The 21,255-nt window shown below is 67.0% G+C and carries 21 protein-coding genes and 1 tRNA gene; 8 read left to right on the forward strand and 14 right to left on the reverse strand.

Annotated features, from left to right (window positions below):
• Positions 1-5 precede the first annotated feature (5 nt).
• The gene (cwsA, locus tag J3E61_RS09625; protein WP_192724984.1) at positions 6-428 is read right to left on the reverse strand and encodes a cell wall synthesis protein CwsA; all 423 of its coding nucleotides are present in this window, start codon (positions 426-428) and stop codon (positions 6-8) included.
• 100 nt (positions 429-528) lie between these two features.
• Between cwsA and J3E61_RS09630 the strand changes: the two genes are divergently transcribed.
• The gene (locus J3E61_RS09630; protein ID WP_192724985.1) at positions 529-1,056 is read left to right on the forward strand and encodes a peptidylprolyl isomerase; all 528 of its coding nucleotides are present in this window, start codon (positions 529-531) and stop codon (positions 1,054-1,056) included.
• Positions 1,057-1,068: 12 nt separating this feature from the next.
• Here the strand turns inward: J3E61_RS09630 and J3E61_RS09635 are convergent, their stop codons facing one another.
• Positions 1,069-1,488, reverse strand: coding sequence for a PH domain-containing protein (locus tag J3E61_RS09635; protein WP_210083394.1), 420 nt, complete (start codon positions 1,486-1,488; stop codon positions 1,069-1,071).
• Between the two features lie 155 nt (positions 1,489-1,643).
• Positions 1,644-1,907 carry a cell division protein CrgA gene (gene crgA, locus J3E61_RS09640; RefSeq protein WP_192724987.1) on the reverse strand — a complete coding sequence of 88 codons (264 nt, stop codon included), beginning with the start codon at positions 1,905-1,907 and terminating at the stop codon, positions 1,644-1,646.
• Positions 1,908-2,004: 97 nt separating this feature from the next.
• Here crgA and J3E61_RS09645 point away from each other — a divergent pair, with 97 nt between their 5' ends.
• Both J3E61_RS09645 and J3E61_RS09650 read left to right on the forward strand, forming a co-directional pair.
• Positions 2,005-2,754, forward strand: coding sequence for a DUF881 domain-containing protein (locus J3E61_RS09645; protein ID WP_192724988.1), 750 nt, complete (start codon positions 2,005-2,007; stop codon positions 2,752-2,754).
• Positions 2,755-2,780: 26 nt separating this feature from the next.
• Complete coding sequence (locus tag J3E61_RS09650; protein WP_192724989.1) at positions 2,781-3,446, forward strand: aminodeoxychorismate/anthranilate synthase component II; 666 nt, start codon at positions 2,781-2,783, stop codon at positions 3,444-3,446.
• Here the strand turns inward: J3E61_RS09650 and pknB are convergent.
• The 7 genes from pknB to J3E61_RS09685 form a co-directional block, all read right to left on the reverse strand.
• Complete coding sequence (gene pknB / locus J3E61_RS09655) at positions 3,424-5,304, reverse strand: Stk1 family PASTA domain-containing Ser/Thr kinase (protein ID WP_192724990.1); 1,881 nt, start codon at positions 5,302-5,304, stop codon at positions 3,424-3,426. The two genes, J3E61_RS09650 and pknB, sit on opposite strands and share 23 nt — an antisense overlap.
• The gene (locus tag J3E61_RS09660) at positions 5,301-6,614 is read right to left on the reverse strand and encodes a protein kinase (protein ID WP_192724991.1); all 1,314 of its coding nucleotides are present in this window, start codon (positions 6,612-6,614) and stop codon (positions 5,301-5,303) included. Before J3E61_RS09660 ends, pknB begins: the two co-directional genes overlap by 4 nt.
• Positions 6,611-8,086, reverse strand: coding sequence for a D,D-transpeptidase PbpA (gene pbpA / locus J3E61_RS09665; protein ID WP_210083395.1), 1,476 nt, complete (start codon positions 8,084-8,086; stop codon positions 6,611-6,613). The genes J3E61_RS09660 and pbpA overlap by 4 nt, the downstream gene beginning before the upstream one ends.
• Positions 8,083-9,492: an FtsW/RodA/SpoVE family cell cycle protein gene (locus J3E61_RS09670; protein WP_210083396.1), complete on the reverse strand. Its 1,410-nt coding sequence runs from the start codon at positions 9,490-9,492 to the stop codon at positions 8,083-8,085. Before J3E61_RS09670 ends, pbpA begins: the two co-directional genes overlap by 4 nt.
• 43 nt (positions 9,493-9,535) lie before the next feature.
• Positions 9,536-11,080: a serine/threonine-protein phosphatase gene (locus tag J3E61_RS09675; protein WP_210083397.1), complete on the reverse strand. Its 1,545-nt coding sequence runs from the start codon at positions 11,078-11,080 to the stop codon at positions 9,536-9,538.
• On the reverse strand, positions 11,077-11,544 hold the full coding sequence (locus J3E61_RS09680) for an FHA domain-containing protein (protein WP_015304082.1): 468 nt from the start codon (positions 11,542-11,544) through the stop codon (positions 11,077-11,079). Before J3E61_RS09680 ends, J3E61_RS09675 begins: the two co-directional genes overlap by 4 nt.
• A 127-nt stretch (positions 11,545-11,671) precedes the next feature.
• Positions 11,672-13,123 (reverse strand): DUF3662 domain-containing protein, encoded by a 1,452-nt coding sequence (locus J3E61_RS09685; protein WP_210083398.1) that lies wholly within the window; start codon positions 13,121-13,123, stop codon positions 11,672-11,674.
• A 258-nt stretch (positions 13,124-13,381) separates the two neighbouring features.
• On the opposite strand from J3E61_RS09685, the gene J3E61_RS09690 reads away from it, so the two are divergent.
• A tRNA-Leu gene (locus J3E61_RS09690) sits at positions 13,382-13,464 on the forward strand.
• Between the two features lie 89 nt (positions 13,465-13,553).
• Complete coding sequence (locus J3E61_RS09695) at positions 13,554-14,735, forward strand: hypothetical protein (protein ID WP_210083399.1); 1,182 nt, start codon at positions 13,554-13,556, stop codon at positions 14,733-14,735.
• Here J3E61_RS09695 and J3E61_RS09700 read toward each other — a convergent pair.
• Entirely contained in the window at positions 14,732-15,322 is a 591-nt protein-coding gene (locus J3E61_RS09700) for a TetR/AcrR family transcriptional regulator (protein WP_210083400.1), read from the reverse strand. The genes J3E61_RS09695 and J3E61_RS09700 overlap by 4 nt on opposite strands.
• A gap of 139 nt (positions 15,323-15,461) precedes the next feature.
• On the opposite strand from J3E61_RS09700, the gene J3E61_RS09705 reads away from it, so the two are divergent.
• From J3E61_RS09705 to J3E61_RS09715, 3 genes are read left to right on the forward strand one after another with little or no spacing between them, the layout of a single operon-like run.
• Entirely contained in the window at positions 15,462-17,711 is a 2,250-nt protein-coding gene (locus J3E61_RS09705; protein ID WP_210083401.1) for a molybdopterin-dependent oxidoreductase, read from the forward strand.
• A 2-nt stretch (positions 17,712-17,713) separates the two neighbouring features.
• The gene (locus J3E61_RS09710) at positions 17,714-18,211 is read left to right on the forward strand and encodes a TIGR03618 family F420-dependent PPOX class oxidoreductase (protein ID WP_192724999.1); all 498 of its coding nucleotides are present in this window, start codon (positions 17,714-17,716) and stop codon (positions 18,209-18,211) included.
• The gene (locus tag J3E61_RS09715) at positions 18,208-18,687 is read left to right on the forward strand and encodes a nitroreductase family deazaflavin-dependent oxidoreductase (RefSeq protein WP_192725271.1); all 480 of its coding nucleotides are present in this window, start codon (positions 18,208-18,210) and stop codon (positions 18,685-18,687) included. The genes J3E61_RS09710 and J3E61_RS09715 overlap by 4 nt, the downstream gene beginning before the upstream one ends.
• Here the strand turns inward: J3E61_RS09715 and J3E61_RS09720 are convergent.
• The 3 genes from J3E61_RS09720 to J3E61_RS09730 form a co-directional block, all read right to left on the reverse strand.
• Positions 18,684-19,493, reverse strand: coding sequence for a thioesterase family protein (locus J3E61_RS09720; RefSeq protein WP_210083402.1), 810 nt, complete (start codon positions 19,491-19,493; stop codon positions 18,684-18,686). The two genes, J3E61_RS09715 and J3E61_RS09720, sit on opposite strands and share 4 nt — an antisense overlap.
• A gap of 201 nt (positions 19,494-19,694) precedes the next feature.
• On the reverse strand, positions 19,695-20,027 hold the full coding sequence (locus J3E61_RS09725; RefSeq protein ID WP_210083403.1) for an N-acetyltransferase: 333 nt from the start codon (positions 20,025-20,027) through the stop codon (positions 19,695-19,697).
• 7 nt (positions 20,028-20,034) lie between these two features.
• On the reverse strand, positions 20,035-21,000 hold the full coding sequence (locus tag J3E61_RS09730; RefSeq protein WP_192725002.1) for a pirin family protein: 966 nt from the start codon (positions 20,998-21,000) through the stop codon (positions 20,035-20,037).
• Positions 21,001-21,255 lie beyond the last annotated feature (255 nt).

A 21,255-nucleotide genomic window follows, 5' to 3' on the forward strand; every position in this document is an offset into this window, starting at 1 on the left:
GCAAACTAGGGCTTGGGAGAGACGTCGACACTGGGCGGCAGCGGCGACGGTTCGGGCTGCATCGAGCGCCGCACGATCGAGAACGCCACCGCTCCCCCGGCCAGGACTGCGGTGCCGACGGCGACGAACAGCAGGGGCCGACGCTTGCGCTTGGGTTTACGCGCGTCGGCGATGACGGCTGGCAGGCTGGCGATGACTTCCTGCGCCGCGGCGAGTTCGGCCGCGATGGTGCCCTGCGCATCGCCGAGATCCTTGGCCAGCTGACTCTTTTCGATGCTGCGCCGAATGCGGCCAGCCGCCGACTGCGCGCCCTGCAGGCCGAGCCCGACCGTCCCGCGCGTGACGTCGACCGGCCCAACCGCGGAATATTTCAAGCCGCGGCCCAGCCGCTGGCTCGGGGTCAACCGGACGTCCGTCTTCGAGCTCATGTCCACCTCTTTCGCGGCGTGATCGGCAATCGCCGTCCAGCCTGCCACCAAGTGCCACCCCGCGTCGGCCGTTAGAGGGCAGGTGGCACACTGGCATCCCGTGACGAGCCCCATTCAGACAGCGACCGCGACCCTGCACACCAACCGCGGCGACATCAAGATCGCACTGTTCGGAAACCACGCCCCCAAGACCGTTGCGAACTTCGTCGGTTTGGCGCAGGGCACCAAGGACTACAGCACGGAGAACGCCTCGGGCAGCTCGTCGGGACCGTTCTACGACGGCGCGGTCTTCCACCGCGTGATCGAGGGATTCATGATTCAGGGCGGCGACCCGACCGGCACCGGTCGCGGCGGACCCGGATACCAGTTCGCCGATGAGTTCCACCCGGAACTGCAGTTCGACAAGCCGTATCTGCTCGCTATGGCCAACGCCGGGCCGGGCACCAACGGCTCACAGTTCTTCATCACGGTCGGCCAAACGCCGCACCTGAACCGCAAGCACACGATCTTCGGTGAGGTAGTGGACCCGGAGTCGCAGAAGGTTGTCGATGCCATCGCCACGACGGCCACCGATCGCAGCGACCGGCCGACCGATCCGGTCGTGATCGAGTCGATCACGGTGTCGTAGACACCAGTCGAGTCAGTGCGTGCCGGCGTAACCGGCGTCGGTCAGCGCGTCGAGCACGTTCAGCGGGTCGGTGCCCAGATCCCACCGGGTGAAGACCAGCAGCTGGTCGTCGTTCGTGTCGATCTCGAGCAGCCGAACCTTGCGGGCCAGGCGGCGGAATTCGGTGATTCGGACGAGCTTGATGTCGGGGCGACGCAGCAGCGTCGTGCGCGACCAACCCCGGGTAACTAGACCGTCGTCACTGATTGCCAGCTTCGGCCGAGCGCGCCAAGACAGGCTTGCAAACAAAAGTAAGCACACCGCGGCAATCCCCAGCAGAATGCGCCCCGGAGCTTCTGTGACCAGGGTCACAGAGGCAATAGCCAAGATAACTCCGGCTATGCCGCAGGCTGCGATGCCGGGCGTGGGTGGGCTCCACTCAGTTTGCTGCATGGGTACTTAACACCCTTTTACCGTTGCTAATGAGGTTATCCACAAGTGCTATCCCCAATGGGGATGAATCACATCAGTGTGATCTGGTGACCGCGAGGTTGCTAAACGGGTAACGCGTGGAGTCGAAGATGAATTCATACCGATGGTCGGTACGGCTAACGCCAGCGCATCGTGAGCAACAAGCCGGTAATCATGAAAGCAAAGGCGATGGCGTAGTTCCACGGACCCAGATCAGCAAGGAACTGGATGTGGCTGGAGGCGAGCTGGAACACCAGCAGCCAGGCCAAGCCGATCAACATCAAGCTGCAGAACAAAACCACAAACCAGACACTCGATGGCCCGGTCTTGATCTTGACCGGCGTCCGGCTCACCGGGTTGATGGTGAAGTCGTTCTTCTTGCGAACTTTGGACTTGGGCATTGCTACCTTCGCGGACACTCTGCGTCACACGGTGCGACGATGTAACCACGAGCCTAACGCAGGTGCACCCCAGCCAAGAATTCTTGGAGAGGAGCCGATGGAGAAGCCGAGGCAGTCCCCCTGGCGGTTCGGCGTGCCGGTGGTGTGCCTGTTGGCGGGGCTGTTATTGGCGGCTACCCACAGCGTTTCCGGCGGCAGCGAGATCCGGCGAAGTGACGCGCCACGGTTGGTCGACCTGGTGCGTGAAGCACAGCAATCGGTAGACAGGCTCACGGCCCAGCGGGACACGCTGGTGTCGACGATCGATAACCATCACGGCGGATCGCCTGGCGCAGATGCAGCGCTGGCCGCGATCACCCATCGTTCGGACACGCTGGCTGTCGACGCGGGGCTGGACCCGATGCGGGGGCCCGGCCTTGTCGTCACGCTCAACGACGCGCAGCGCGACGCGGAGGGCCGCTTCCCGCGGGACGCCTCCCCCGACGATCTGGTGGTCCACCAGCAGGACATCCAGGCGGTCCTCAACGCGTTGTGGAGCGCGGGTGCCGAAGGCATCCAGATGCAGGATCAGCGGATCATCGCGACGTCGGCTCCGCGATGTGTCGGCAACACGCTGCTGCTGAACGGGCGGACGTACAGCCCGCCATACGTGATCACCGCGATCGGTGACGCACCCGCCATGCAGGCCGCGCTTGCGGCGTCCCCGTTCGTGACGCTGTACAAGCAATATGTGGTGCGGTTCGGGTTGGGTTACACAGAAGAATCCCGTGCCGCGGTCCAAGTGGCCGGGCACACCGAATCGGTGCGGATGAAGTATGCGAAGCCGGCAGGCCCGCTCGGATATTGACGTGCGCGCGCCAGTAACCTGGGCTGATGCAGGTCTTGGTCGTCGACAACTACGACAGCTTCGTGTTCAACCTGGTCCAGTATCTGGGCCAACTCGGTGTGCACGCGCACGTCTGGCGTAATGACGACGACCGCCTGGCTGCGCCGGACGCGGTCGCCAACCAGTTCGACGGCGTGCTGCTGTCCCCCGGCCCGGGCACGCCGGAACGCGCAGGCGCCTCCATTCCACTGGTCAAGGCGTGTGCCGATGCGAAGACCCCGCTGCTCGGCGTCTGCCTTGGACACCAGGCCATCGGCGTGGCGTTCGGCGGCACCGTCGACCGGGCGCCCGAGCTGCTACATGGCAAGACCAGTACCGTGTTCCACTCGAATGCCGGTGTGCTGCAAGGCCTTCCGGATCCGTTCACCGCGACGCGCTACCACTCGCTGACGATCCTGCCCGACACCGTGCCCGCCGAACTCGAGGTGATCGCGCGAACCGAGGGCGGCGTCATCATGGGCGTGCGCCACGTCGAACTGCCGATCCACGGTGTGCAGTTCCACCCGGAGTCGATCCTCACCCAGGGCGGCCATCGGATGCTCGCCAACTGGCTCGGGTACTGCGGCGCTGCGCCGGACGAAAACCTCGTGCGTCAGCTCGAGGACGACGTGGCCAACGCCGTGCAGGCCGCTACGACGCGAACGCCAGCGTGATCGGGTCGCTGAACTTGACCGGCGTGCCCGCCTGAGGGCTCTGCGTGACCACCGCGTTGGTGCGCTGACCGCTGTTCTGCACATCGGGCGCCCTGATCAACTGGCCCGTCCAGCCGTACGCGTTGCGTAGGTTCGGCTCGACGTCGGTCCAGAATCCGCCACGCACGTCGGGCATGACGAACTCGTTGCCGAGGGATACCTGAATCTGGATCAGCGTGTCCACCGCGACCAGGCCGCCGGCCGGCGGTGCCGTGCCCACCACGGAACCCTTTGGCGTCGTGCTGTCGACATCGACGGGAAGGATCTTCGTGAACCCGGCGGCGGCGAGCACCTGTTGACACGCCTCCACGGTCAGGGCCTTGCAATCGGGGACCGGCTTGCTCTCGGGTCCCGAGCCGACGACGATCGTGATCTCGTTGGTGATAGCCGAAGTCTGGTTGGCACTCGGAATGGTCGCGAGCACCTTGTCCTTCAGCTCCGGCGTAGAGGGTGAGTCGGACCTCTTGAACTTTCCGAAACCTGCTGCGGTGAGCTTCTGGACGCAATCGGAATACGTGAGCCCCTTGCAGTCCACGACCTCACGCTGCTCGGGACCGCTCGACACCTTGATCAGCACCTCGTCGCCGGCACCCACTGAGGTGCCCGCGGCAGGATCGGTACCGATGACCTTGTTCGGCGGGATGGTCGAATCCGACTGCTGCTGGTCGCGAGTCTTGAAGCCGGCGTTCTGCAGTATCGCGACCGCGTCGTCCTTCGTCTTGCCTGCCACGTCGGGCACCTGAACATCGCGCGTGCTACCGCCGAACATGTTGATGGCGACGGTGACCACGACGGTCAGCACCGCAAGCACCGCCACCGCGATGAGCCAGCGACCCACCGATCCGCTGCGCTCTTCTTTGTCCTCGAAGCGGTGCTCAGTGCGGCCGACCTGATCGATGCGGTCCGTTCGGTGCTCCGACGTCGGCGTCGACAGGAACGAAGTCCGTTCCGCGTCTGTCAGCACCTTCGGCGCCTCCGGCGCCTCTCCGCTGTGCACCCGAACCAGGTCCGTGCGCATCTCGGCGGCGGACTGGTAGCGGTTGTCGGGGTTCTTCGCGAGCGCCTTGAGCACGACGGCATCGAGTTCCGGGGCGATGCCGTTGTGCCGCTGCGACGGCGGCACCGGATCCTCGCGCACATGCTGATAGGCCACCGCGACGGGCGAATCACCGACGAAAGGTGGCTCCCCCGTGAGGATTTCGTAGAGCACGCACCCCAGCGAGTACACGTCGGAGCGGGCGTCGACCTTCTCCCCGCGGGCCTGCTCAGGCGACAGATACTGCGCCGTGCCGATCACCGCGGCGGTCTGGGTGACGCTGTTGGCATCGGCAAGCGCGCGAGCGATGCCGAAGTCCATCACCTTCACCGCACCGGCCTTGCTGATCATGATGTTCGCCGGCTTGACGTCGCGGTGGATGATGCCGTGCTGGTGACTGAAGTTCAGCGCCTGGCACGCGTCGGCGATCACCTCGATCGCGCGCTTGGGCGGCATCGGGCCCTCGGTGTGCACGATGTCGCGCAGCGTGATCCCGTCGACGTACTCCATCACGATGTACGGCAGCGGACCGGCCGCCGTCTCCGCCTCGCCGGTGTCGTACACCGCGACGATCGCCGGATGGTTCAGCGCGGCGGCGTTCTGCGCCTCGCGGCGGAACCGGAGATAGAAGCTGGGGTCGCGCGCCAGGTCTGCGCGCAGCACTTTGATGGCCACGTCGCGGTGCAGCCGCAGATCGCGCGCCAAATGGACCTCGGACATGCCGCCAAATCCGAGGATCTCGCCGACTTCGTAGCGGTCGGACAGGTGTTGCGGGGTGGTCATTGCCATGTCTGTTCTGGGCCCGAGGGCGTGACCTGCACCTTTGCAGGGGACGCACTCGCGTCGAGTCGGGTTACCCGGTTTTCCACTCCACCATGGCCGAAGATGCCCCCTTCGGTCCAACTGGGCATCGCCGTCGGCGACTGGAACGGGGTTGTCTCGGTGATCGTATTCGTCACCGTCGGCGGCGGTGTCTTCTGGTCCTTCTTGTCCTGCGCGTTCAGCACGATCAGGATCGCGATCACGATCGCCAGCGCGCCCAGCACACCGGCGGCCCACAGCAGTGCGCGCTGACCGGAGGAGAACGTGCGTCGTGGCGGGGGAGTGCTGCGGTGACTGCCCGTCGCGGGCCGCGGCCGCGCGGTGGTCGCAGGCGCTCTTCCGGTCATGTCGGCGGCCGCCCTGGCCTGTGCGGCCGACGGCACCGCGGCGGGTGCTGCCCTGCCGATCGAGGGCGCCTGGTTGGGCCTCGGCGGCCGACGGCCGGAACGCACGGCGGCGACCGCGTCGGCGAACGGGCCGCCGGAGCGGTACCGCATGCCGGGGTTCTTCACCAGCGTGATCTCGATCAGCTCGCGCACGTTGGGTGGCAGGTCGGCGGGCAGCGGCGGCGGCGTCTCCTTGATGTGCTTCATCGCCACGGTCAGCGCACCGTCGCCGGTGAACGGGCGTTTGCCCGAAACCGATTCGTACCCAACAACTCCCAGCGAGTAGACGTCACTGGCCGCGGTCGCGTCGTGGCCCAAGGCCTGCTCGGGCGCGATGTACTGGGCGGTGCCCATCACCATGCCGGTCTGGGTCACCGGAGCGGCGTCGACGGCCTTGGCGATGCCGAAGTCGGTGAGCTTGACCTGGCCCGTCGGCGTGATCAGGATGTTGCCCGGCTTGACGTCGCGATGCACCAACCCCGCGGTGTGCGCGACCTGCAGGGCGCGGCCCGTCTGCTCGAGCATGTCGAGCGCGTGCCGCAGTGAGAGCCTGCCGGTGCGCTTGAGCACCGAGTTCAGCGGTTCACCGTTGACCAGCTCCATCACCAGGTACGCGGTGCGGCCCTCGCCGTCCATGTCGGTCTCGCCGTAGTCGTACACGCTGGCGATGCCCGGGTGATTGAGCATGGCGACGGTGCGGGCCTCGGCGCGGAACCGTTCGACGAACTCGGCGTCCGTTGAGTACTCCGCTTTGAGCACCTTGACCGCGACGCGGCGGCCCAACCGCGAGTCGATGCCCTCCCACACCTGGCCCATGCCGCCGGTGGCGATCAGCCGCTGCAGACGGTAGCGACCCGACAGCGTCACTCCAACGCGGGGACTCATGAGCCCTCCCGCAGGGCCGCTGCGATGGTGGCCCGTCCGATCGGGGCGGCGACGGCGCCTCCGGTGGCGTTCAACCGGTCGCCGCCGTTCTCGACCACAACGGCCACCGCAACCTTGGGTGCCGATGCAGGCGCGAAGGCGATGTACCAGGCGTGCGGCGGAGTGTTGCGCGGATCGGTACCGTGCTCCGCCGTGCCGGTCTTGGATGCGATCTGCACGCCGGCGATGGCTCCCTTCTGCTGCGTCACCTGCTCGGCGGCGACCATCAAATCCGTAAGTGTATTCGCGACCTGCTCGGACACCGCCCGGCGCTCCTCGCGGGGAGCCGTCGTGCTGATGTTCGCGAGGTCGGGTCCCTTCAGACTATCGACTAGATAAGGGCGCATGGTCACCCCTTTATTCGCGATGGTCGCGGCGACCTGCGCGTTCTGCAGCGGCGTCAGCGCCACGTCCTTCTGCCCGATGCTCGACATGCCCAGCGCGGCAGCGTCGGAGATCGGCCCGACGGTCGACTGGGACACCTGAAGCGGGATCGTCGGGGGAGGGGTGTCGAGCCCGAACGCGATCGCGGTGGACCGCAACGCGTCCGTGCCGGTGTTGAGGCCGAGTTGGACGAAGGCGGTGTTGCAGGATTTCGCGAACGCATCGTGCAGCGAAGCTGTCGGGCCGGCCCCGCACGCCGCGCCGCCGTAGTTCTCCAGCGTTGCGGTGCTGTCCGGCAACTGAATTCGGGACACGGAGGTCAATTGGGTGTTCTCCGTGGCGCCATGCTGCAGCGCGGCCGCGGTCGTGATCACCTTGAACGTCGACCCGGGCGGATAGGTTTCCGAGATCGCCCGGTTCAACAGCGGCGAATCGGGGTTGTCGCGTAGCTGCTGCCACGCTGTCGACTGGGCCGCAACATCATGGGTGGCAAGCAGATTCGGGTCATACGATGGTGACGAAACCATCGCGAGGACCTTCCCGGTCGACGGTTCCAGCGCCACTACCGCGCCCTTGCACGGTCCGTTGCAGCCGTGCGCCATCGCATCCCATGCCGCCTGCTGAACCTGCGGATTGATGGTCGTGGCGACGTTGCCGCCGCGGGGATCACGCCCGGTGAAGAAGTCGGCGAGCCGCCGGCCGAACAGCCGCTGATCGGAGCCGTTGAGGATGCTGTCCTCGGCACGCTCGAGGCCGGTGCTCGAATAGCTCAGCGAGTAGAAACCGGTGACCGGCGCATAGGCCTCCGGATTGGGGTAGACGCGGAGGAACCGGAACCGGCCGTTGGTGGACACCGAGTAGGCGAGCAACTGCCCGCCCGCAGAGATCTGTCCGCGCTGACGCGAGTACTCGTCGAGCAGCACCCGCTGGTTACGCGGGTCGGCGCGCAACCCGTCGGCCGTAAACACTTGTGTCAGTGTGGCATTGGCCAACAGCAGCACGATCAGCACCATGATCGTCACGGCGATGCGGCGCAGGGAGGTGTTCATACCTTCTCGATCACCTCGGTGCTCGCGGCCGCGATCGGCGTGGCCTGCGGCCGGGTGACGATCGGGCGGCGGGCCGCGTGCGAGATGCGCACGAGGATCGCCAGCAGCACGTAGTTGGCCAGCAGCGAGGAGCCGCCGTACGACATCCATGGCGTGGTCAGCCCCGTCAGCGGGATCAGCCTGGTGACGCCGCCGACCACGATGAACAACTGGATCGCCAGTGTCGACGCCAGCCCGGCGGCCAGCAGCTTGCCGAAGCTGTCGCGCACGGCGATCGCGGTGCGCAGCCCACGGACGATCACGATCGTGTACAGCATCAGCACCGCGGCAAGGCCGACCAGTCCGAGCTCCTCGCCGATCGCGGCGATGATGAAGTCGGTCGACGCGGCGGGCACGGTGCCGGGCTGCCCGTTGCCGAGGCCGGTACCGAAAATGCCGCCGGTGGCGAAGCTGAACAGTGACTGCACCATCTGATAGCCGGCGCCGTCGGGGTCGGCGAACGGGTCGAGCCAGGTTTCCACCCGGACCCGGACGTGGCCGAAAAGGTAGTACGCCGCAACGCTTCCCGCAGCGAACAGTGCGAGTCCGATGACGACCCAGCTGAACCGGTCGGTGGCCACGTAGACCAGCACCAGAAACGACGCGTACAGCAGCAGCGACGTGCCGAGGTCCTTCTCGAACACCATCACACCGACCGAGGCGATCCAGGCGGCCAGCAGCGGCGCAAGGTCGCGCGGCCGAGGTAGGTCCATGCCGAGGAAGTGCTTACCCGCACTGGTGAAGACACTGCGCTTGGCGACCAACACCGCGGCGAAGAAGATGAGCAGCAAAATCTTGGAGAACTCGGCGGGCTGAATGGAGAAGCCCGGCAATTCAATCCAGATCTTGGCGCCGTTCTGCTCCGACATCGAGCGGGGCAACACAGCGGGAATGACGAGCAGGATCAACCCGGTCAGCCCGCACACGTATCCGTAGCGCGCCAGCAACCGATGGTCGTGAAGAAAGATCACCACCAACGAGAACGCGATGACCCCGACGAGCGTCCACAGCATCTGCTGATTTGCGGTGCCGCCCAGGCCCTTTCCCGACGGCCCGCCCGCGGCCAGATCGAGGCGGTGGATCATGACCACTCCGAGCCCGTTCAACAGCGCGACCACCGGCAGCAGCAGCGGGTCGGCGTACGGAGTGAAGCGCCGGATCGCCAGGTGCGCACCGGTGAACAGCGCGAGGTACGCGACGGTGTACTGCGCCAGATCCCAGTGCAGGCCCTGTTCCTGGTTGGCCTCGACGAGAAGCAGTGCCACAGTGGTGATCACCGCAGCGGAGCCGAGCAGCAGCAGTTCGGCGTTGCGCCGGTTGGGCAGCGGCGGGGTGACGGCGACGGGCGACTGCGGCTGGGTGGTCATGCCTCGACTCCCGCTCGTCCCCTGCCTTTGCCTCTTCGGGTCGTCATGAAACTTCCCGGCAGTTCGTTCCCGGTTCGGGTGGCGGAGGCGGCAGCGCGGTGACGGTGGGCTGCGGTGTCGGGGACGGCGATGCGGGAGGTGCGGCGGGCGGCGGCGCACCGGGTGAGGCGGGGGCGCTCGGCGGCGCGGGAGGGGGCGCGGTCACGGTCATGGGGGTTTCGGGCGCGGGGGATTCACCGCTGACTTCCGGGATGCCCGGATTGACAGGTGTTTCCGGCAGATGAGGAGTTGGCGATGTGGTGGTCGGCGTCGGTGTCGGAGTCACGCACGTCGGCAGGACCGAACTGCGGGCGAGTTCCTCGATCTGGGCGATGGCGTCGTCGAGCGAGCCCGAGGGCAGGCCGGCGACCACCTGTGCGCGCTCCGACGGCCGCATGTCGTTGACGCCGAGCATGCGGCAGTCCAGGTTGTCCTTCGGAGTTCCCGCGCTGATGAGGGACAACTCATTTCGCGCGTTGAGACAGCCCAACAGGTACGGCTCCTGAAGTGCTAAACCCAGAAAGGAGCCCTGAACACCTCGCATGATCGACACCGTGCCGTCGTGCTCGGTGACGTAGTAGTTGCTGCGCACTATCTCGCGGCCGACCGCAAGTCCGGCGAGCACGACGAGCAGCAGCAGGACCGCAGCGATCAGCATCCGCCGTCGCGACCGTGGCTTGCGTTGGGGTTCTTCCGGCTGTGGCACAACACGTTTCGCCTCGTTGCGACGCGGGTTGAACGCCGACGCTCGACCGGCCGCGGTGTTGGGCGGTGCACTCTGGTCGTCGTCACCCGACACCGCACCGGCGAGAATCGGTTGAGTCTGGCCGTAGTCGTAGTCGACGACGTCGGCCACCACCACGGTGACGTTGTCGGGTCCACCGCCGCGCAACGCCAATTCGATTAGCCTGTCCGCACTTTCGGCGACATCGGAGATCTGCAGCGCCTCGAGGATGGTTTCGTGGCTGACCGGATCGGACAGGCCGTCAGAGCACAGCAGATAGCGGTCGCCCGCGCGCGCCTCGCGCATGATCAGCGTGGGCTCTACCTCGTGGCCCGTCAGGGCGCGCATGATCAGCGAGCGCTGCGGATGGCTGTGCGCCTCCTCGGCGGTGATCCTGCCCTCGTCCACCAGCGTCTGGACGAAGGTGTCGTCCTTGGTGATCTGGACGAGTTCGCCGTCGCGCAGCAGGTAGCCGCGTGAGTCGCCGATGTGCACGAGCCCAAGCCTGTTGCCCGCGAACAGAATTGCGGTCAGCGTCGTGCCCATGCCGTCGAGCTCGGGGTCGGCCTCCACATGCGCGGCTATCGCGGAGTTGCCCTCACGTACCGCGGCGTCGAGTTTGGAGAGCAGATCACCGCCCGGCTCGTCGTCGTCGAGGTGGGCCAGCGCGGCGATCACCAGCTGTGAGGCCACCTCACCCGCGGCGTGCCCGCCCATCCCGTCGGCAAGGGCCAGCAGTCGTGCGCCGGCGTACACGGAGTCCTCGTTGTTGGCGCGGACCAGACCACGGTCGCTGCGGGCGGCATAGCGAAGCACCAGTGTCACGGGCGCAGCTCGATTACCGTCTTGCCGATTCGAACCGGCGTGCCCATCGGAACCCGTACCGCGGTCGTCACCTTCGCCCTGTCAAGGTATGTGCCGTTGGTCGATCCTAGGTCCTCGACATACCATTCCGAACCTCGTGGCGAGAGCCTGGCGTGCCGTGTCGAGGCGTAGTCGTCGGTGAGCACGAGCGTCGAGTCGTCGGCGCGGCCGATGAGCACGGGCTGGCTGCCCAGCGTGATGCGGGTCCCCGTCAGCGCGCCCTCCGTCACGACCAGCTGGCGCACCACGCTCCGGCGCCCACGATTGGGCAGCAGGGAGCCGCGCAGCGCCAGGCCCCGTCGCACCATGACCGCTCCGGTCGGTGCGTAGATGTCGGTCCGCAGGATGCGGAGCACCGACCAGATGAACAACCACAGCAGCAATAGGAAACCGACGCGCGTCAGCTGCAGTACTAACCCCTGCATCCGACGTCCTCTCCGTCCCCGTCCCGTTCTCGTACCGCGCCAACTTCGGCAACGTCACGATACTTGGACAGCGATCGACGCGACGGTGAAGCGTTCAGCTTCCCCCGGCTTCGACCGCCCGAAGCGCTCAGTGAACGCGGACGATGATCTCGGAATGGCCGAGCCGGATCACGTCGCCGTCGGCCAGCTGCCACTCCTGCACCGGTGCGTTGTTCACCGTCGTGCCGTTGGTGGAGTTGAGGTCCGACAGCAGTGCGACCTGCCCGTCCCACCGGATCTCCAGATGTCTGCGGGACACCCCGGTGTCGGGCAGCCGGAACTGCGCGTCCTGGCCGCGGCCGATCACGTTGGCGCCTTCACGCAATTGGTAGGTCCGGCCGCTGCCGTCGTCGAGCTGCAGCGTGACCGAGGCTGCGCCTGCGGGGTAATCGGGCTGGCCGTATCCGCCGCCGTAGCCGGCGGCCGGAGCTGCCTGCTGGCCGTAGTCGTAGCCGGCCGCGGGCTCGCCGTAACCGGGTTCCGCGTAACCGGCGCCGCCCTGCTGGTCGTAGCGGCCGTAATCCGCGGGGGCGCCGTAGCCCTGCTCCTGGCGGCCGTAGCCGGCGCCGTAGCCGCCCTGGTCGGGATAGCCGCCCTGGTCGGGATAGCCGCCCTGATCCGGGTACGCGGGCCGCGGCGGCTCCTGGCGCCCGTAGCCACCGTCGTCCGGACGGCCGTGCGTGGGCGGACGGCCGTAGTCGTAGTCGCCTGCCGGCGCGCCGTATCCGGGCTGTCCGCCCTGCGGGGGGCCGTAGCCGCCTGGCGCCTGCCGATAGCCCTGGTCCGGGTAGCCGCCACCCTGCTGCGGCGGCGGGTATCCGCCGGCGGGCGGGCGCTGCTCGTAGGACGGCGGCGGGTAGCCACCCTGGTCGGGATAACCGCCCTGGTCGGGGTAGCCGCCTTGGTCCGGGTAGCCACCCTGCTCGGGGTAGCCGCCCTGGCGCGGCGGGTAGCCGGGCGGTTGCTCACCCTGCGGGGGGTAGCCACCCTGCTCTGGAGGCGGGTACTGGCCGCGGTCGTCTGGGCGGCCGTAGCGCTCGTCGTAGTATTCGTCGGCCGGCCGCCCCTGTCCCTGGCCGCGGTAACTCGGGTTGTCGCTCATCGCTGGTACTCCCTGTTCTGCGTTGGACGCACGGTCTGGTGGTGGGGCTGGGTCGCCTGTGGTCGTATCGGGGTTGACCGCTCCACGCGCGCGAAACTGTCCGGTGTGCAGGTTCGGTGACGCCTCGAATCTGACGACCACATCACCATACGTTTGCCACCCCTGCTCATGGATGTATCCCTCCAAGTGCTTGGCGAAAGTCGCTGATGTGAGGTCCGGGTCGGCGCTCACCTTCTGATAGTCAGGCACACTGAGGGTAATGACGTAGTCGTTTGGTGCCAAAATATGGCCGCCGGCTATGTCATGGGCGCCGGAATCGGCTTCCCGGCGGAGCATCGCCTCGACTTCTTGGGGCACAATCGATCCGCCGAAAACACGCGCGAAGGCGTCGCCGACGGTCGACTCGAGTTTGCGTTCGATGCGGTCGACTAGGCCCATATCACCGCCCGCCTCACTCGTCGTTGTCCGTCTTCCTGCTCATACCCCCGCGCACCAGCGTGTCGCCTGGCCGCTTGCCTTACTTGCATGGTATCGGCCCAGCGCAGCGGTGCGGGACCAACAGAATTCTGAGAATCGGATCGGGGCAGGTCAACCAGTCCGATCTTGACGTGTTCACACCGAATTGGCAGGCCTGGCGACCGGGTCGGTACGGTTGGGGAGCGGGGTGGCTTGCGTGATAGGCTCCCCCGGTTGTTGGGGCGAGTGGCGGAATGGCAGACGCGCTGGCTTCAGGTGCCAGTGTCCTTCGGGACGTGGGGGTTCAAGTCCCCCTTCGCCCACAACTCGATTATTCGAATCCCCGTGAATGGCTTTCGACACCGTGCGGCCGGACGTTGTATTCGAAGTAGCGCACGGTAGCTTTTTGCGAATGCGGCTCGCGTATATCGCATTTGTATTGGTCGCGCTGCTGTCGGCGGCGTGCTCCTCGACGGTCAGCGGTTCGGCGGTCAAGCCATCAGGCGTGGCGTCTGGTCCCACCGTCGACGTCAGCAGGCTCGATGTCGGGCCGTACCCGACGCAGCCGAGCCAGCCGCTGGGCGTGGCGGGCGACCCGGACCGCGGATTGTTCGTCGAGTCGCAGCGGATGGCCAACAATGTCATCGGCCCATGGGAGGTCGACCCTGCCATCACGGGCTGGTTCGGCTTCGGCGCCACCGTGTTACCGAACGTCGGGGCGTTGGCGCAGATCGGTCCCGAGTCGTTCGCGGCGGCGGCGAGCCAGCACGGCTTCATCAACGGCTTCGCCTCGGCGCGCACTGCGGAGGGACAGAAGATCCTGCTGAATGCGGTGCTGCGGTTCGCCGATGGCAGTGCGGCGACCGCTGCCGCCACGGAGTTCGGCGACATCGCCGCCAAGACGGGCGAGGCGGTGCAGCCCGCCCAGATCCCGGGCCACCCCGATACCAAGGCGGCGAGCTACACCCAGACCGAGGGTTCGACCGGCAAGAAGTGGAGCGCGGTGCGCGCGTTCACTGCGCACGGCCAGTACGTGTTCATGCAACTGGCGCAGGCCGTCGACGGGATGGACCCCGCGATCGGTCTCGTCGCCAAGACCATCGACATGCAGGGACCGGCGATCGACAAGTTCCGCGCGACCGATCCGTCCGAGTTCGCCGATATCTCGCTCGATCCGACCGGCCTGCTGGCGCGGACACTTCCGGTCCCCGGCAAGGAAGCCACGCCGATCCAGAACGCCACCTACGAACAACGCGGCGCCCTGCAATTCCAAAGTGACCCGGCCCGATCGGCGAAGCTGTTCGCCGACACCGGAATGGATCTGGCGGCGATGGCGAAGACGAATGTCTACCAAACCAAGGACGCTGCCAGCGCGCCGAAGATCGTCGAGGGCTTCTACGCCGAGCTGCAGCCGACTTCGCAACAGGCCAAGCCGGTCAACAACCTGCCAGGCAGCCGCTGTCTGCAGCTGAAGGACAAGACCTTCTATTGCCTTGGGGCAGCGGACAAGTATGCGATCGAAACCACGGCGGACAACTTGTTGGACGCCCAGCAGCAGATCGCGGCGCAGTACGCGATGCTGTTGAGCGGTTAGCGTCCGGCCAGGACGCCGTGCAGCAGCAGCTCGCTGAGCTCCTTGGCCGCCGTGTCGACGTCCCTGATGCGGCGCACGCATACCGCGTACCAGGCACCGCCGGCGATGGCGTCCATCAGTGTGTCGGCGCTGATGCCGGGCCGCGCGATGCCGTCGGCGACTGCGCCGCCAAGCTTGTCGGCCAGCTGACTGCGGGCCGTGGCCTCCAGCCGGTCGCTGAGCAGTCGCCGCATGTGGCGGTCTGCGCGTAAATCGTTGAGCAGACCGGGAATTGACTCACGCACCGCGGCGTCGCCGTACATCTGCAGCGCGCCGCGACACAACCGGGTGATCTCGGCGCCGAAGTCGTCCTCCGGTGGCTCGGGCCCGAGGTCGGGGAACAGCGCCTCGTGTATCAGCTGCGCCTTGGAACTCCAGCGACGGTAAACGGCGGGCCTACTGACACCGGCGGTGGTGGCGATCAGGTCGATGGTGGTGGCGGCATAGCCGCGGTCGACGAGTAGGCGCCGGGCCGCGGCCAGCACTGCCGTGTCGATCGACGGATCACGCCGCGAGCCCTGCCGCCTATGACGCCGCTCCGCTTCCACGATTCGCCTTCCCGCCCCGTCGATTTGTCGTTACAGTATGTCACGACAACATGGTGCCGAACGTGGGTTACCCGCACGCTTTCCGGCGCGAAGGCGTGCGGGTAACCCACGTTCGCGGCAAATGTGAATGGAGGCCGCTATGACCAAACCGTTGGCAGGCATCGGCGAGGACGGCAGGCACTTCTACACGTGTCCGTTGTGTGAAGCCATGTGCGGCTTGGAGATTCACGTCGCCGACGGGCGGGTCGCAAGCATCCGCGGCAACAAGGACGACACCTGGAGTCACGGGCACATCTGCCCCAAAGGCGCGACCCTCGGGGCGGTGCACGAGGACCCCGACCGCATTCGGCGGCCGATGATCAAGGTGGACGGGCAGTGGCAGGAGGTCAGCTGGGCCGCCGCGTTCCGTCGCTGCACTGAACTGCTGGCCCCGGTGATCGGGAAGTACGGCATCGGCGCGGTCACGTGTTACACCGGCAACCCGCTTGCACACTCCTTCTCACTGGGCCGTTACACCGGTGTGCTGCTTGGCATGTCGGGCATTCCGCTGAGTTACTCGCCGGGCACCGTCGACCAGTGGCCCAAGAATCTGTCGTCGCATCTGATGTACGGCGGCTGGTGGAGCTTCCCGGTGCCCGACATCGAACGCACTGATCTGTTGGTTGTGATGGGCGCCAACCCCGCCGCGTCGCAAGGGTCGCTGCTGGCCGCGCCCGACGTGATGGGCATCATCGACGGAATTCGCAAGCGCGGCAAGGTGATTGTCGTTGATCCCGTCCGCACCGCCACCGCGGCCCGCGCCGACGAATGGTTGCCGATCACCCCGGGCACCGACGCCGCTCTGCTGCTTGCCGTCGTGCACACGCTGTTCGACGAGGATCTGGTCAGGCTGGGGGCGGTCGAACCGCACGTCGACGGCGTCGACCGCATGCGCGAGGTGGCCGCCGAGTGGTCGCCCGAACGCGTCGCCGCAGTCACCGGCATCACGGCAGACCGGATCCGCACCCTGGCCAGGGAGCTGGCCAGCACCGAGCGCGCAGTGGTCTACGGTCGAATCGGGTTGTGCAATCAGGAATTCGGCAGCCTGGCCAGTTGGCTGGTCGACGTCGTCAACATCCTCACCGGACACTTCGACACGCCGGGCGGCTCGATGTTCCCGCGCGCCGCGGCGTGGTCGGTGACCGTGCAGCCGATCCCCGGCCTCGAGGACGGCGCACCGGAATTCGGCCGCTACCGCACCCGGGTCCGCGGCGCGAAGGAGGTGCTCGGGCAGGTGCCGGTGTCGTGTCTCGCAGAGGAGATCGCGACGCCGGGGGAGGGTCAGATCAAGGCCCTGATCACGGTGGCGGGCAACCCGGTGCTGTCGACGCCCGCGGGGCACAAGCTCGACGAGGCGCTGCCCACGCTGGAGGCGATGATCTCCGTCGACATGTGGCTCAACGAAACCACCCGGCACGCCGACGTCATCCTGCCCGCGCCCTCGCCGCTGGAGCAGCCCCACCACGACGACCTCATCCTCAACTTCGCGATCAACAGCATCGCGAACTACTCGCCGCCGGTATTCGCGCCGCCGGATCCCGACCGGCCCCAGGAGTGGGAGATCCTGATCCGGCTCACGGGGCTGTGCACCGGCACGCCCGCCGAGGACGTCGACGTGACGGCCATCGACGACGGCTTCTTCGACTACATGGCCGTCACCCAGGGACTCGACGGCGCCGAGATCCGCACACATTACGAGCGCGGCGGCCCCGAACGCATCCTCGACTTCACGCTGCGCACAGGGCCGTTCGGCGACCGCTACGGCGAGAACCCCGACGGCATCACGCTGGAGAAGCTGAAGGCCCAGCCCAACGGCGTCAACTTCGGCCCGATGGTGCCGCAGGTGCCCGACGTGCTGGGCACCGCGGACGGCAAGATCCGGCTCGCTCCGCAGTATCTGCTCGACGACGTGCCTCGGCTGGCCGCGCGACTCGACCGTGCGCCTGCCGAACTCGTGCTCGTCAGCAGGCGCCATCTGCGCTCGAACAACTCGTGGCTGCACAACGTCGGACCCCTGATGAAGGGCAAGGACCGCTGCACGCTGTTGATGCACGACGACGACGCGACAAAGCGCGGCCTGGCGAGCGGCGACCTCGTCTCGGTGACCTCGCCGGGCGGACAGATCGAAGTGCCCGTCGAGGTGACCGACGCGATCATGCCCGGCGTGGTGTCGATGCCGCACGGCTGGGGCCACGGCAAGCCGGGCACCCGGATGGCGATCGCGAACGAGTCGCCCGGCGTGAACACCAACATCCTGTCGCCGCCCACCTTCATCGACGAGCCGTCGGGCAACGGCGCACTGAACGGGATCCCGGTGACGGTCGCTGCGGTCGGCGCTGATAGGCATTAACCGTGGGCACAAACCAGCGGGCGAACATCGTCATGACCGACGAGGAGATCGCCCAGTTCATAGAGCGCAGCCGGACCGCGACGATGGCGACCGTGCTGCCCGACGGCAGGCCGCACCTGGTCGCGATGTGGTACGCCGTGGTCGACGGCGAGATCTGGTTCGAAACCAAAGCCAAGTCGCAGAAGGCGGTCAACCTGCGTCGTGATCCGACGATCACGGTGATGATCGAAGACGGGCAAAGCTACGACACGCTGCGCGGGGTGTCGATCGACGGCAAAGCCGAGATCGTCGATGACGCGGAAACCATTCTGCGCGTTGGTATTAGCGTGTGGGAGCGGTACACCGGTCCGTATACCGACGAGATGCGTCCGTTCATCGACCAGATGATGAACAACCGCATCTGCGTGCGGGTGGTCCCTAGCCGGATGCGCAGTTGGGATCACCGCAAGCTCGGCATGCCCGCGATGCCTATCGGCGGCAGCACGGCCGAGTACCTCTGATGCCGCAGGACCGACCCAGGCAGCTGGATTCGCCGCTGCTGCCGAAGATCTTCAAGTACGCGGGTAAGGCCCACGTCTGGGTCTACCGGAAGACCGGGGGGAAGATCGGCGGGAAGTGGCGCATCGGAGCGGGATTCCGCAAGCCGGTGCCGACGCTGTTGCTCGAGCATCGCGGTCGCAAGTCCGGCAAGGTGTTCGTCACGCCGCTGCTGTACATGTTCGACGGCGCCGACGTGGTGATCGTCGCGTCGCAGGGCGGTCGGCCAGAGGACCCGCAGTGGTATCGCAATCTGGTGGCCAACCCCGACACGTACGTGGAGATCGGTGCCGACCGTCGCGCGGTGCGTGCCGTGACGGCAAGCGCCGAAGAGCGGGCGCGGTTGTGGCCGAAGCTCGTCGACCTCTACGCGGATTTCGACAATTACCAGGCCTGGACCGACCGCGAGATTCCCGTGGTGGTGTGCAAGCCGCGCTAGGGGTGCGGTGGGTTGAAGCCAGGGTTGGACAACGCGTTGGCGACGCCGCTGCCGATCGGGCCGTGCTGATCGACGATGGTGGCCGTGCCGGTGGCGACGCCGTCGTGGCTGTAATGCGTCAGGGCCGCTAACCCAAGGTAGGGGCCTTCGGGTAGCCGGGACAGGGTCAGGGTGTAGTCGGCGTTGATGAACTGCAAACCCGCTGCGCCGAAATGAGTCAACGAGCTGACCATGTCGCCTGCCATCGCCGCCCGAGTGAACGGCGTGAGTTCTTCGCCGGCGACCAATGGCCGGATATCGCGCACCCAGATGTACTTCGGCCCCGCGTGCTGCCACGCATCGAGGCCGAAGCCAGGACCGGGTGTGTGCTCGTTGCGGCCGTAGGTCCACACCAGCATCGCCAAGCCCCGTGGAATCGGGTCGGGGCTGGGCGGAATCGGCGGCATGGTCACCGGTGATGACCAGATCTGGTCGGTTGGTTGTTCGCCGCGACGCAGAAACAGTCCGCTGGCGCGGGCGACGACGGTCTCGCCCTGCGTCATCACCGCGTCGACCAACTTCAGCCGGCGGCCCTGACGCGTCACCGTGGTGTCGACGCGCACCGGAGCCAGCGCGGCGGGCCGGAACAGGTCGACGGTCAACCGGGTTGGCTGAAAATCGGGATCGCCCGCGTCGCGCTCGAGGACGTGGCCGAGGATGCCGCCGACGTAGTTGCCGCTGATCGTGTCTCCCCACGGCCCGCGGGCGATGGGCTGCGGCACGAAGGTGTCGCCGTCGGCGACGAAGAATGCTGAAGGGCCGGTCATTGCGACCGACCATATCCGGCAGGCCTTACGACGTGACGGGCCCGCCGCCACAGTGGGTGGCGACGGGCCCGTGACCGTGCTGTGTTGTGGGGGTATCCGCCCCCGTTACCCCCAACCGGTCAGCACGTCGATGTTGTCGTGAGTTGAGCTTGGCGCAGATTCACCGCATCCGAGCGAGTAGGTCGGTACTCGAATTTCGCGCTACCTGGTCGCGAGCCAGCGTTTGATGTCCGAATTGATCGGATCGACCGCGTCGGCGAGTTCGTGGTGCTTCTCGACGTAGCCGGCCACCATCGGGCAGACGGCGACGATCCGCAGCCCGGCGTCGCGGGTGGCCTGCAGCGCCTCGCCGACGAGAATGGTCGCCAGGCCGCGGCCGCCGAATTCGTCGAGCACCTCGGTGTGCGGGAAGACCCGTTGCCCGTCGCGATCGACGTACTCGGTGAAGCCGACCTGTTGTCCGTCAACGGAAATGCTGAAGCGGTCGGATTCCTGGGTGACGGTCGTCGGCGCGCCGGTCTTGTCGGTGGTCATGAATCCTCTATACCCCGGGATTGGGGCGTGGGCGCAACGTGGCGTTCGGCAGCGGTGGAGCGGGTAGTCGCGACACGGCGCCGCGGTAGCCCTCGACTGCGCCGAAGCGGTCGGCGTGGTCTTCCCACTGCCGGCGGTAGCCGGCGATGTCGTCGTGGCTGCGGCCGACGAAGTTCCACCACATCACCAGCTGCTCGGCAAACGGCGGGCCACCCAGCAGCACCACCCGCGCAGGGCTGTCGCCGCGGTTGGCGATCGTCAGTTGGCTGCTGCCTGCGGCCTGGAACGCCAGATCGGCCACGTCGAGCGCGGTACCGGCCACCTCGACGCGGCCCTGGTCGAGCAGCACGCCATGCTCGAAGTCGCTATCCACCTCGAGGGTGACGTCCGCGCCCGGATCGAGGTCGAGCTGCGCACCGAGCAGCGGCGTGAAGGTGTGCACGGGGGAGCGGTCGCCCTCGAGCTCGCCGAGAAACACCCGCCGCGTGGCACCGCCCACGGAGCGTGGTTGCGGCACATAGTGGGCGAAGTCCCGGCCGGCGTCACGATCGGAGTCGGGCAGCGCCACCCACAGCTGCACGCCGTGCAGCACCGCCGTCGCGGAGGTCGAGACCTCGGAGTGGCAGATCCCCGCGCCGGCGGTCATCAGGTTCAGCTCGCCGGGACGGACCATCGCGTGCACGCCCGCGCTGTCGCGGTGCTCCACCTCGCCGCTGAACAGCCAACTGACGGTTTGCAATCCGGTGTGCGGATGCGGCGGCACGTCCATCCCGGTGCCGCCCCGGACGTCGTGCGGCCCGTAGTGGTCGGCGAAACACCAGGCCCCGATCAGCGAGCGTTCACGCTGCGGCAGCGTGCGCCGCACCTTGATCGCCCGCGGTCCGCCGAGCGGCACCTCACGCGGATGCAGCACTCCGGCGAACGGCGAAGCGACACAGGCTACTTCGGCAGGGGCGGTATCGGTGTTGCTCACGGACTCACGGTAGCCCGCGCGTCGGCACGCCCCGGTATGGCAGGCACGACACTGCACCTAGCGAACCGTTGCTGAAACAGAAATGACTGAGCGGTGGCCGCCCCGATGGCAAAGGAGACCGGTCGGGCGAACGGCTGCAGTAACCGGCGACCAGCTTTGCTAGCCAGCTTGTAAAGCTTATGTCTGCACGGTCGTCGGACGTATCTTGGCGAAACGGCGGGCGGCTGGAGCAAATATCTTAACGGCCCGCAGCGA

The sequence above is a fragment of the Mycobacterium sp. OAE908 genome, assembly GCF_017872775.1.
Lineage (GTDB): Bacteria > Actinomycetota > Actinomycetes > Mycobacteriales > Mycobacteriaceae > Mycobacterium.

What these genes read in the sequence shown, in the direction of transcription:
- cwsA (WP_192724984.1), bottom strand. Translation starts at nt 428, where the DNA reads ATGAGCTCGAAGACGGACGTCCGGTTGACCCCGAGCCAGCGGCTGGGC.
- J3E61_RS09635 (WP_210083394.1), bottom strand. Translation starts at nt 1,488, where the DNA reads ATGCAGCAAACTGAGTGGAGCCCACCCACGCCCGGCATCGCAGCCTGC.
- crgA (WP_192724987.1), bottom strand. Translation starts at nt 1,907, where the DNA reads ATGCCCAAGTCCAAAGTTCGCAAGAAGAACGACTTCACCATCAACCCG.
- J3E61_RS09645 (WP_192724988.1), top strand. Translation starts at nt 2,005, where the DNA reads ATGGAGAAGCCGAGGCAGTCCCCCTGGCGGTTCGGCGTGCCGGTGGTG.
- J3E61_RS09650 (WP_192724989.1), top strand. Translation starts at nt 2,781, where the DNA reads ATGCAGGTCTTGGTCGTCGACAACTACGACAGCTTCGTGTTCAACCTG.
- pknB (WP_192724990.1), bottom strand. Translation starts at nt 5,304, where the DNA reads ATGACCACCCCGCAACACCTGTCCGACCGCTACGAAGTCGGCGAGATC.
- J3E61_RS09660 (WP_192724991.1), bottom strand. Translation starts at nt 6,614, where the DNA reads ATGAGTCCCCGCGTTGGAGTGACGCTGTCGGGTCGCTACCGTCTGCAG.
- pbpA (WP_210083395.1), bottom strand. Translation starts at nt 8,086, where the DNA reads ATGAACACCTCCCTGCGCCGCATCGCCGTGACGATCATGGTGCTGATC.
- J3E61_RS09670 (WP_210083396.1), bottom strand. Translation starts at nt 9,492, where the DNA reads ATGACCACCCAGCCGCAGTCGCCCGTCGCCGTCACCCCGCCGCTGCCC.
- J3E61_RS09680 (WP_015304082.1), bottom strand. Translation starts at nt 11,544, where the DNA reads ATGCAGGGGTTAGTACTGCAGCTGACGCGCGTCGGTTTCCTATTGCTG.
- J3E61_RS09685 (WP_210083398.1), bottom strand. Translation starts at nt 13,123, where the DNA reads ATGGGCCTAGTCGACCGCATCGAACGCAAACTCGAGTCGACCGTCGGC.
- J3E61_RS09695 (WP_210083399.1), top strand. Translation starts at nt 13,554, where the DNA reads ATGCGGCTCGCGTATATCGCATTTGTATTGGTCGCGCTGCTGTCGGCG.
- J3E61_RS09705 (WP_210083401.1), top strand. Translation starts at nt 15,462, where the DNA reads ATGACCAAACCGTTGGCAGGCATCGGCGAGGACGGCAGGCACTTCTAC.
- J3E61_RS09720 (WP_210083402.1), bottom strand. Translation starts at nt 19,493, where the DNA reads ATGACCGGCCCTTCAGCATTCTTCGTCGCCGACGGCGACACCTTCGTG.
- J3E61_RS09725 (WP_210083403.1), bottom strand. Translation starts at nt 20,027, where the DNA reads ATGACCACCGACAAGACCGGCGCGCCGACGACCGTCACCCAGGAATCC.